Origin of the sequence: Dietzia cercidiphylli, from assembly GCF_039531545.1 — a bacterium.
In the GTDB taxonomy this organism is placed as follows: domain Bacteria; phylum Actinomycetota; class Actinomycetes; order Mycobacteriales; family Mycobacteriaceae; genus Dietzia; species Dietzia natronolimnaea.
Window position 1 is genome coordinate 271147 of the sequence record NZ_BAAAQG010000006.1, and the last position, 10462, is coordinate 281608.

General features: G+C 72.1%; 10 protein-coding genes. 5 read left to right on the forward strand and 5 right to left on the reverse strand.

The window, feature by feature from the left end; all coding sequences use genetic code 11:
* Window positions 1-441 precede the first annotated feature (441 nt).
* Window positions 442-1200: a Fic family protein gene (locus tag ABD250_RS06255; protein WP_259848099.1), complete on the reverse strand. Its 759-nt coding sequence runs from the start codon at window positions 1198-1200 to the stop codon at window positions 442-444.
* Window positions 1201-1362: 162 nt separating this feature from the next.
* Here ABD250_RS06255 and ABD250_RS06260 point away from each other — a divergent pair, with 162 nt between their 5' ends.
* The 4 genes from ABD250_RS06260 (at window position 1363) to ABD250_RS06275 (ending at window position 5715) form a co-directional block, all read left to right on the forward strand.
* Window positions 1363-2040: a PRC-barrel domain-containing protein gene (locus ABD250_RS06260; RefSeq protein ID WP_344391298.1), complete on the forward strand. Its 678-nt coding sequence runs from the start codon at window positions 1363-1365 to the stop codon at window positions 2038-2040.
* 145 nt (window positions 2041-2185) lie between these two features.
* On the forward strand, window positions 2186-4153 hold the full coding sequence (gene acs / locus ABD250_RS06265; protein WP_182659064.1) for an acetate--CoA ligase: 1968 nt from the start codon (window positions 2186-2188) through the stop codon (window positions 4151-4153).
* An 81-nt stretch (window positions 4154-4234) separates the two neighbouring features.
* Window positions 4235-4750 carry a phage holin family protein gene (locus tag ABD250_RS06270; protein ID WP_179524416.1) on the forward strand — a complete coding sequence of 172 codons (516 nt, stop codon included), beginning with the start codon at window positions 4235-4237 and terminating at the stop codon, window positions 4748-4750.
* Between the two features lie 146 nt (window positions 4751-4896).
* Window positions 4897-5715 carry an alpha/beta hydrolase gene (locus tag ABD250_RS06275; RefSeq protein ID WP_182659065.1) on the forward strand — a complete coding sequence of 273 codons (819 nt, stop codon included), beginning with the start codon at window positions 4897-4899 and terminating at the stop codon, window positions 5713-5715.
* A 101-nt stretch (window positions 5716-5816) separates the two neighbouring features.
* On the opposite strand, the gene ABD250_RS06280 is transcribed toward ABD250_RS06275, so the two are convergent.
* The 4 genes from ABD250_RS06280 to nth are packed head-to-tail and all read right to left on the reverse strand — an operon-like array spanning window position 5817 to window position 9377.
* Window positions 5817-7013, reverse strand: a complete 1197-nt coding sequence (locus ABD250_RS06280) for a MarP family serine protease (RefSeq protein ID WP_344391302.1) — start codon at window positions 7011-7013, stop codon at window positions 5817-5819.
* Complete coding sequence (locus ABD250_RS06285) at window positions 7010-7924, reverse strand: NUDIX hydrolase (protein WP_344391304.1); 915 nt, start codon at window positions 7922-7924, stop codon at window positions 7010-7012. Before ABD250_RS06285 ends, ABD250_RS06280 begins: the two co-directional genes overlap by 4 nt.
* On the reverse strand, window positions 7921-8586 hold the full coding sequence (locus tag ABD250_RS06290) for a TlpA family protein disulfide reductase (protein WP_344391306.1): 666 nt from the start codon (window positions 8584-8586) through the stop codon (window positions 7921-7923). The genes ABD250_RS06285 and ABD250_RS06290 overlap by 4 nt, the downstream gene beginning before the upstream one ends.
* Window positions 8583-9377 (reverse strand): endonuclease III, encoded by a 795-nt coding sequence (nth, locus tag ABD250_RS06295; protein ID WP_425551869.1) that lies wholly within the window; start codon window positions 9375-9377, stop codon window positions 8583-8585. The genes ABD250_RS06290 and nth overlap by 4 nt, the downstream gene beginning before the upstream one ends.
* Before the next feature lie 317 nt (window positions 9378-9694).
* Here nth and ABD250_RS06300 point away from each other — a divergent pair, with 317 nt between their 5' ends.
* Complete coding sequence (locus tag ABD250_RS06300) at window positions 9695-10399, forward strand: cyclic nucleotide-binding domain-containing protein (protein ID WP_182659128.1); 705 nt, start codon at window positions 9695-9697, stop codon at window positions 10397-10399.
* Window positions 10400-10462 lie beyond the last annotated feature (63 nt).

A 10462-nucleotide genomic window follows, 5' to 3' on the forward strand; every position in this document is an offset into this window, starting at 1 on the left:
CCCGACTCGTCCGCCGGGACCGATCACCCGACCCGCCCTCGTTCGGCCCCAACTCCTCATCGTGCGCCGCCGACACGGCGGGACGCGATGGCGGGAACCACCCGCAAGTCCCCGGGTTCCTTGTGGGATCCCCCCATCGCCGGGGCGCCTGTCCGCGCGGCATGCTCAGGGCACGGTGACGACGACGCCAGGACGGTGACGGAAGAGAAGTCACGGTTCCCCGTCCGAGCCACCGTCATCGATACTCCGGAACCCACGCGACGGATAACGCCCGAGAGGCACACCAGCCGTGGGTCCGCGCCAGCCGTCACCGACGGTTGTCCCGGACCGGCCACACGGCGGACCACAGGACGCCTGGTACCCGGATCTCTCGATGGAACCGCAGTGAGTTGGCGGGTCGGCACGCGTGCCGACCCGCCATTCGCGTGCCGGGCGCGGGGCTCAGGTCCCGGCGGCGTCCGCGATCGAGGTGGCCTCGCGGGCACCGGCCTCGAGTGCTCTACAGCAGTGAAGGATCCATGAGCCGACCCCCTCCTCGTCGCCGGAGACGAACCCGTGCAGGGCCGACCGGTGCGCCGCGGGATCCCGGTAGAAGGTCACCTCCGGGACCCCCAGACAGTGCGGGTCGAGGCCGGTGGACACGGTCACCAGCCGGAACGCCGCCCGGGCCACCACCCCGTCGGCGGACCCGAACGGCCGCATCCCGGACAGCTCGCCCAGGACCACCGCCGCCAGGACCGGGGCGGGGACCCTCGTCCCGCCCGTCACCAGCTCCGCCAGCCCCTGCAGCCGCTCGGCCACCCCCCGATCCGGCCTGGGCCGACCGAGGGAGGCCGCGTCCACCCCGGGGCCGGACGCGGCCAACAGGTGCAGGTGAGCGAGCTCCTGGAGCGGCGACCGGGTCCACACCGACACGGCCCGGTCGAGCGACTCGCCGGTCAGCTCGCCGGCCACCCGCAACGCACCGGAGAGCACCTCGTCGTGGTCACCGTCGGCGTCCAACCGCACCGACGCACCCTCCACGCCGGCCGAGGCCCGCGCCCCACGCAGCACCGACTCCGCCGCGGTCGTGGGCCAGCCCCGACGGTTGGCGGGATGCCGGTGGACGGTGGCGAGGGCGCTCCTGGCGGCTTCCGACGCCTCCGCGACGCCGGGCAGGGAGACCAGCGGGGCGAGGGGGTCCTGGGCGCGAGTGTTCACCCGGACGAGGTTACCGACCCGGGGGCGACCGCCGCCCCGCGCACCGCAATCCGCCGACACAGCCGGTCAAGACCCGGCTCAACCGCTGTCTAGCTGGTGTAATCAGCAGTACCTCAGGGTGCTCCCCGGCCCCGCCCCCCACCTCGACCCCCCGGAGATCCCGTGACCCTCAAGGACCAACTCGACGCACTGCTGGACGCGACGGCATTCGATTCGACTGGGACCAAGATCGGCGCGGTCCGCCAGGTGTATGTGGACGACGCCAGCGGCAAGATCACCTTCGCGACCGTCTCGACCGGCATCTTCTCCTCGGACGCCATCGTCCCCCTCCATGGAGCGCGGCTCCTCGACGACGAGCTGCACGTGGACCACACCCGTGCCGTCATCCGGGACTCCCCGCGCCCCGATCACACCGAAGACGCCCTGACACCGGAACAGGAGGTCAAGCTCCTGGAGTACTACGGGCTCGAGGCCCCGGTCCGCGGTCGCGAGGCCACGCCCCCGGCGACCGCGACCCCTGGCAAGACGGTGACCCCGGGCACGGCGGCGACCCCGGGCAAGGCGGCGACCCCGGAGAAGACGGGGACCCCGGGCACGAAGCCGGCCGGGGAGAAGCCCGCCGGAGAGAAGTCGCCCGGGAAGACGGCGCCCGGGACCGTCGGGACGTCGCCGGGCGAGGCGCCGGAGGGCGCGGGGAAGACTGCGACGACGACGTCACCCGCCACCGCGGTGGGCGCCGGCCCCGACAACGCGAGGGCCGAGACCCCGAAGAGTGCCGGCGCCACCCCTGCGGAGGGCGGGGAGACCGGCGAATCCGCAGGCCGCGAGCCGAGGTCCTGACCCCGCCTCCCCCCCGCGTCCCCCTATCGGGTGTGTTGCGAAACACGGCACCAGGTATGTGACTACGCTCACAGAAACCGGTCCGGTCGTTTCCGCCGTGTCGACTCCGGCCGCCGTGAACACATATCCCGAGAGAGAGCCGCTGATGACCGATCACGACCACACCCAGACCTACGCCCCCGACCCCGACTTCACCGCACAGGCCAACGCGCAGGCCGACCTCTACGACGTCGCAGCCTCCGACCGACTCGCGTTCTGGGACGAGCAGGCACGGCGCCTGGACTGGTCGACCGAGTGGTCCGAGGTCCTCGACTGGTCCGACGCCCCGGTCGCCAAGTGGTTCGTGGGCGGCACGCTCAACGTGGCCCACAACTGCGTGGACCGCCACGTCGAGGCCGGCAACGGCGACCGGGTGGCCATCCACTGGATCGGCGAGCCCGAGGACGACGCGCGGGACATCACCTACGCCGAACTCAAGGACGAGGTCAGCCGCGCGGCCAACTACCTCAGCTCCCTCGGGCTGGTCGCCGGCGACCGGGTGGCCATCTACATGCCGCTGCTGCCCGAGGTCTACATCGCCATGCTGGCCTGCGCACGCCTCGGCCTGACCCACTCCGTCGTGTTCGCCGGCTTCTCGCCCGCCGCCCTGCGCTCCCGTATCGACGACGCCGAGGCCAAGCTCGTGATCACCGCCGACGGACAGTTCCGTCGTGGCAAGCCGGCACCGCTGAAGGCCGGCGTCGACGACGCGTTGGCCGGGAATCTCGAGGGCGTCGACGGGCACGCGAAGTCCGTGCAGAACGTCCTCGTCGTGCGCCGCACCGGCCTGGACGTCGAGTGGACGGAGGGCCGGGACGTCTGGTGGGACGAGGTGGTCCCGCAGCAGTCCACCGAGCACACGCCGGAGGCCTTCGACTCCGAGCACCCGCTGTTCCTGCTCTACACCTCCGGGACCACGGGCAAACCCAAGGGCATCGTCCACACCTCCGGCGGCTACCTCACCCAGGCGTCCTACACCCACCACAACGTGTTCGACCACAAGGCCGGCCAGGACGTCTACTGGTGCACCGCGGACGTCGGCTGGGTCACCGGCCACACGTACGGCGTGTACGCCCCGCTCTCGAACGGTGCCGAGTGCATCGTCTACGAGGGCACCCCCAACTCGCCGGACGAGCACCGCCACTTCCAGATCATCGAAAAGTACGGCGTCACCATCTACTACTCGGCGCCGACCCTCGTGCGGACCTTCATGAAGTGGGGCGCCGAGATCCCGGCCGCCCACGACCTGTCCTCGATCCGCCTGCTCGGCTCCGTCGGTGAGCCGATCAACCCGGAGGCGTGGCGCTGGTACCGCGACAACCTCGGCGGCGGCAAGGCCCCCATCGTGGACACGTGGTGGCAGACCGAGACCGGCGCGATCATGATCTCCCCGCTGCCGGGCGTGACCGAGACCAAGCCCGGCTCGGCCATGCGGCCGCTGCCCGGCATCGACGTGGCCATCGTGGACAGCGACGCCAAGGAGGTCGGCGCGGAGGAGCAGGGCTTCCTGGTGCTCACCGAGCCGTGGCCGTCCATGCTCCGCGGCATCTGGGGCGACATGGAGCGCTACCGCGACACCTACTGGTCCCGGTTCGCCGAGGAGGGGTACTACTTCGCCGGTGACGGCGCCAAGTGGGACGCCGACGGAGCGCTGTGGGTGCTGGGCCGCGTCGACGACGTCATGAACATCTCCGGTCACCGCATCTCCACCTCGGAGGTCGAGTCCGCCCTCGTGGGTCACCGCGCGGTCGCCGAGGCGGCGGTGGTCGGCGCCGACGACGAGACCACCGGTCAGGCGATCGTCGCCTACGTGATCCTGCGCGGCAACGTCGACGCCGAGGAGGACCGGCAGAAGCTCATCGACGAGCTGCGGGCCGAGGTGTCGCGGGAGATCTCCCCGATCGCCAAGCCGCGCGACATCACGATCGTGCCCGAGCTGCCCAAGACGCGGTCCGGGAAGATCATGCGGCGCCTGCTCAAGGACATGGCCGAGGGCCGCGACGGCGGGGACACCTCGACGCTGTCGGATCCGACCATCATGGAGCAGATCAGGGAGAAGGGCACGCGCGGCTGACCGGGTAGCGGGTGAAGGCAGCCACGTGTCGTGGCACGATGGACGACGGTGCATCCGTCGCCTGACAATGGAGGAACAACCGTGAGCCACGCCCAGGGAACCCACTCGCCGACCGAGGCATCGATCCCTCTGCACGACGCGGATTCGATCGGTCGGGGCGACGCCAGCATCGGGACCCTGGTCAAGAACGCCACGACGCAGGTGTCCACTCTCGTCCGCGCGGAGATCGAGCTCGCGAAGACCGAGGTCACCGAGCAGGTCAAGAAGGCGGCCACCGGGTCGGGCTTCTTCGTCGCGGCGCTCGTGCTGCTCCTCATGTCCTTCTTCCCGTTCGTCTTCATGTGGGCGAAGCTCATCTCGCTGTGGTTCGGTACCAAGTCGTGGGACTGGATCGGGTTCCTCATCGTCTTCGTGGTGCTGGTGCTGCTGGCGGCGGTGTGCGGGCTGCTGGGTTACCGCAAGATCAAGAAGATCCGTAAGCCCCAGCGCACCATCGACTCGGTGTCCGACCTCAAGCTGGCCATGCCCACGGGCGCCGAGCCGCGGCCCGGGACGGTCCGGGTCACCGAGACGCCCCAGCCCGCCACGCGCAGCTGAAGACGCCAGCACACCGGCCGCCCGACCCGTCGATCGTCAGGATCGACGGGTCGTGGCGGCATCGTGACGTCTCGGCCAACGGCATCCGCCTGCACGTCGCCGAGGCTCTCCCGCCCGACACCGTCCCCGGTGAACTGCCACCGCTGGTGCTGATGGTCCACGGCCTGGGCGGCATCTGGTGGACCATGCGGGCGCCCGTCGTCGCGCTGGCCGAGGCCGGTTTCCACGCCGTCGCGGTGGACCTCCGCGGCCACGGGGACTCCGACAAACCACCGCGCGGTTACGACGGGTGGACGCTGGCCGCCGACATCACGCACCTCATCCGCGCTCTCGGCCACACCTCGGCGGTGATCGTGGGGCAGGGCGAGGGCGGATTCGTGGCCTGGACCGCCGCGTACCGCCGGCCGCGCGCCGTGCGGGGCCTCGTCGTCGTGGGCTCTCCCCACCCCCTGGCCACCCGCAACGCCGCACTCCGCGATCGCGCCCAACGCCGCGCCCTGGTCCCCCGCCTCCTGGCGGACCAGGCGCCCCGGCTCCCCGAACGCCGCCTCACCGCCGACGGCGCGGCGTCGGTGGAGGCGATGCTCAGAGCACGCTCCGGGCCGACATGGCCGGACACCGACGACTTCCGGGAGACCGCCGCGCTGCTCAGGCGGTCCATGCTCATCCCCAAGGTCGCGCACCTGTCCCTGGAGTCCCGCCGCTGGATGGTCCGCAGTCAGCTCCGTCCGGACGGCCGCGATTTCCGGCGGACCGTCTCCGGCGTCCTCGACCAACCGGTGCTGGGGATCAGCGGCGCGGAGGACCGGTTCATCCGGCCGTCGACGGTGAGCGCGTCGGCGGCGTGGGCCAGGGACTTCCACACCGAGCTGGTCGCGGACGCGGGGCACTACCCGGCCATGGAGCAGCCGCGTGCGACCTCCCGACTGATCGTCGACTTCGCGCGCCGGGTCAACGGGCTCTGACCGCCCGGCTCCTCACACCGGAGCAGGGCGGGAACCGGGCGACGGGCGCCACCTCAGCGGGGCGTCACCTCAGCGGGACGTCCCCCAGGCGGGACGTCCCCTCAGCGTGCCCCGACGCAGCTGCCGGTGGAGACGGGCTCCAGTGAGTCGACCGCCCGCTCGAGCTGCGGCAACACCTGCTCGACGGTGAGCGCGTACCCCGTGTCGGCGGCGTCCATCGCGGCTCCGAACACCACGCCCACGACCTGTCCCTGCGGCGTGATCAGCGGTCCGCCGGAGTTGCCCTCGCGCACCGACCCCCGCAGGATGTACACCTCGCGCTCGACGGTGGCCTCGCGGTAGATGTCGGGCCCGCGGAGGGTCACCCGCTCCCGGATGCGGGCGACGTCCGGGCGGTAGGGGCCGTTGCCGGGGTAGCCCACGACGATGGCGTCGTCGCCACTGCGGCCCCGGCGGTCGGCGAAGGGCAGGACCGGGGCCTGCAGCCCCGGCACGCGCAGGACGGCCACGTCGACGCCCGGGTCGTAGACCACCACGTCCGCGTCGAGTTCCTGGTCGCTGGCGACGACGCTCACCGAACCCGTGCCGGCCACCACGTGCGCGTTGGTCATGACCAGGCCGGGGGCGGCGACGAACCCCGAGCCCTCGAGGGCTCGGCTGCACGACTCGGCGCGGCCCAGGATCTTGAGGACCGACGGCTGCACCGCCGCCACGACCTCGGACCCCGCCAGCACCGGGTCCGGCGGGGGCACCTCCTGCATGGGCGTGGTGCCGAACGGGCCGAGGATGTCCGGGAACCCGGTGGTGCCGAGGACCGAGGTGAACGCCGCGGGGATGCGCTGCATCTGCTCGGGCGCCACATCGTCGATCTTGGCAAGCACCGAGGACCCGCGCACCGCCTTGCCGAGCCCCGGGCCCTCCTGTGCGGCCACGGGGATGGCCACCAGCCACGCCACCAGCAACATCGCGGCGGCCTGGAGGACGGCCCCGACGGTGCTGTCGAGGACCCTGGCCCCCGCCCCGGAGATGTAGCGCCTCGCGGCGCGGCCGATGGTCACGCCGGCGATCTGGCCGATGATCACCATCACCGCGATCACGGCCAGACCCGCCGCGAGCCGACCCACGGGCGAGTCGAGCTCCCTGACCAGGTGCGGCGCCACGAGCAGTCCCGAGGTGGCACCGATCGCCACGCCGAGCAGCGCGAAGCCCGACGCCGCCGCGCCGTTGATCCATCCCGAGATCGCGGCCGCCGCGGCGAGCGCGTACAGCGCGAGGTCGAGCCACTGCGAGCCCGTCACCGGTAACCCCTGCGGGGATCGTCCGCGGGCAGGTCGAGCGGTTCCTCGGCCCGGTCGGGGTCGTGGCCGGACCGGACCCCGGGCACCCCGGCGACCGTCCTGTCGGCCAGCGGGTCGGTGGACTCGCGCCGCGCCTCCTCCGCCGACATCCGGTACTGCTCCCCGTTCGCCGAGGCCGCCAGGGTCTGCTCCAGGTCGCGCACGTCCTCGGTGTCCCAGTCCAGGTCCCAGCCGGCGGAGTAGAACATCGCGGCCAGGATTCCGGCGGTGAAGCCCCACACCACCAGGTCGTCGTGCTGGAACGCGGGGCCGGTCCAGCCGGTGGAGTGCCGGAGCAGGAAGCGGTTGGCGGGGTCGAGCAGCTCGCCGACCGGCACCGTCATCACCCTCGCGGTCTCGGCGGGATCGACCGACGCGACCTCCATCGGCTCGCGCCAGTAGGCCAGGACGGGGGCGACGGAGTAGTTGGAGACCGGGATGTAGAGCTCGGGCAGCACCGCGAGCACGTCCACCCCGTGGCTCTCCAGCCCCGTCTCCTCCCACGCCTCGCGCAGCGCCGCCTCGACCGGGCCGCTGTCCGTGTCGTCGACCCCGCCCCCGGGGAACGAGATCTGCCCGGAGTGGCTGCGCAGGGTGGGGGCGCGGTGGGTAAGCAGGACGCGGGCGTCCTCCGGGGGGTGCGGGCCGGGCGCATCCGCCGAGCCCGAGAACAGGACCAGCACCGCGGCGTCCCGGTGCGGGCGGCCGACCTCGTTGGGGCCGCGGTCCTCGGGCGGACGCCGCCTGGGCAGCAGCCCGTCGAAGCTGCCGTCGGTGCAGGCCGCCATGAGGGGGTCCATCCACCCGGGGTGCGGCACGCCCGTCACGTCACCGGGTCGGGGTACCGGAGAGTCGCGCGCGGAACCTGTCATGCGGTGACCCCCAGGTGTTCGGAGACGGCGTCGAGCACGTCCTGCTCGGTGTCCATCGGTTGGATGAGCACGTGCGCCACCGTCCCGTCGGCGCGGACGAAGACGGTCAGCGGCAGGACGGGCGGCGCCCCCAGCAGGGTCGGCAGTTCCTCGTCCTGGTCGGAGACGGAGATGAGCTCCTCGATGCCCAGGGCGGCGAGGGTGTCGAACCCCTTGGTCTCCGACGGGTCGGTGTGGGACAGCACCACCCGCACCTTGTCGCCGAGGGTGGCCTGCGCGTCGCGGATGGCGGGCAGTTCCCTGCGGCACGGCTCGCACCAGTAGGCCCACAGGTTGACCACCATGGGACGGTCCGCCTGGATCTTGCCGAGGGTGGTGGTGCTGCCGTCGTCCATGCAACGCACCATGAACCCGGCGACGGGTCCGGCGGTCGTGGCCGCAGCGGCGCTGTCGCGACACGCGGGCAGATCCGCCGTCGCGCGGGTCTGGTCGTCCACGACCGTCTGCGGCTCGTCGAGCGGGGGTGCCCCGACGGGGGGCGCGGACGGGGCCGGCGCGGCGGATCCGGCCCCCTCGTCGCCGCCGAGGGTGGAAACCAGCGCGACGACGACGCCGATCAGCGCCACCAGCGCGACCAGCGACCATCTCAGCGAGGCGCTCACGCCTGATCCCCCAGCCCGACCAACTCCAACAGGTGGGCGCGCTCGGGTCCCGCCACGAGACGGGCGGCGGCCACCGGATCGAGCGGGCCGGCCTCGCCCGCGGACGGGCAGTCGTCGACCAGGACACACGCCCCGCAGGCCGCGGTCCTCGCGTGACACACCCGTCGGCCGTGGAAGATGATCCGGTGACTGGCGTCGGTCCATTCCGCGCGCGGGAGCAGCCGCGCCACCTCCCGCTCGATGCGGACCGGGTCGGTGGCCTCGGTCCACTTCCAGCGCGCGACCAGGCGCATGAAGTGCGTGTCCACCGTCAGCCCGGGCACGCCGAACGCGTTACCGAGCACCACGTTGGCCGTCTTCCGCCCGAACCCGGGGAGGGTGACCAGGTCCTCGAGCCGCCGCGGCACCTCGCCGTCGTACTTCTCCACCAGCGCCGCGCCCAGACCCTGGATGCTGCGTGCCTTGTTGCGGTAGAAACCGGTCGGACGGATCAGCGCCTCCAGCTCCTCGCGGTCCGCGCCGGCGTAGTCCGCGGCCGTGCGGTACCGCGCGAACAGGGCGGGCGTGACCTCGTTGACCCGCTTGTCCGTGCACTGCGCGGACAGGATCGTCGCGACGCTCAGCTCCAGCGGGTCGCGGAAGTCCAACTCGCAGTAGACGTGCGGGAACGCGCTCTCGAGGGTGCGGAGCATGCGCCTGGCGCGGCGGGTGCGCCCGAGGTCGGTTTCCACCCCCCTCGCGGCCACCCCTCGTCTGCGACGCTTCGTGGAAGCTGGAGCGGGGTCGGGCATGAGTCCACATTACGGCCCGGACCACCCTCGGGTGCGCCGGGCCGCGCGTGCGAGCCGGCCTGCGGGGGTGTTTACTCGGGGTCATGCAGGGAATCCTCGTCGTCCTGGTCCCGGTCCTCCTCGCCGGCTTCGCCCTCCTGATGGACAAGTTCGAGGCCGCCATCCTGGCCGAGCCCGAGCAGATCGAGACCTGACCCACCCCGGTCGCCGCGCGTTGGTCACACCTGGGGCACCGGACCGGCTACAGTGGCTTTCGCCACACGCACGCCATGGCGCGGACCTCGCTCGTCCGCGCCCGAACGGGAGGGTCACAGACTGTGACGACAGATCGCCGCACGGACCAGTCTGCCGACGACGTACTCACCCGGGCCGGCATCTTCCAGGGTGTCGAGCCCGCGGCCATCTCGGCGCTGCGCGCCGACCTGACCCGCGAGGAGTACTCGAAGGGTGATGTGATCATCCGCGAGGGCGAGCAGGGCGACAGCCTGTACATCGTCACCTCCGGCAAGGTGAAGCTCTCCCGCAAGGCCCCCGACGGCCGCGAGAACCTGCTGTCCATCCTCGGCCCGTCGGACATGTTCGGCGAGCTGTCCATCTTCGACCCGGGCCCGCGGACCTCCTCGGCGGTCTGCGTCACCGACGTCTCCGTCCAGGCCATGGACCGCTCCGCGCTCAAGCGGTGGATCTCCGAGCGTCCCGAGATCTCCGATCAGTTGCTCCGCGTGCTGGCCCGCCGCCTGCGCCGCACCAACAACAACCTGGCCGACCTCATCTTCACCGACGTCCCCGGTCGCGTGGCCAAGGCGCTGCTGCAGCTGGCCCAGCGCTTCGGCACCCAGGAGGGCGCCAACATCCGCGTGACGCACGACCTCACGCAGGAGGAGATCGCCCAGCTGGTCGGCGCCTCGCGCGAGACGGTCAACAAGGCCCTGGCCGAGTTCGCGCACCGCGGCTGGCTGCGGCTCGAGGGCAAGAGCGTCATCATCTCCGACACCGAGCGCCTGGCCCGCCGCGCCCGCTAGTGGGTATCTCCGTTAGTTCGTCGGGGGTCGGTGATCCAGGCGGTGGGGTCGCCGAGGTAGAGG

What these genes read in the sequence shown, in the direction of transcription:
- ABD250_RS06285 (WP_344391304.1), bottom strand. Translation starts at nt 7,924, where the DNA reads ATGACAGGTTCCGCGCGCGACTCTCCGGTACCCCGACCCGGTGACGTG.
- acs (WP_182659064.1), top strand. Translation starts at nt 2,186, where the DNA reads ATGACCGATCACGACCACACCCAGACCTACGCCCCCGACCCCGACTTC.
- nth (WP_425551869.1), bottom strand. Translation starts at nt 9,377, where the DNA reads ATGCCCGACCCCGCTCCAGCTTCCACGAAGCGTCGCAGACGAGGGGTG.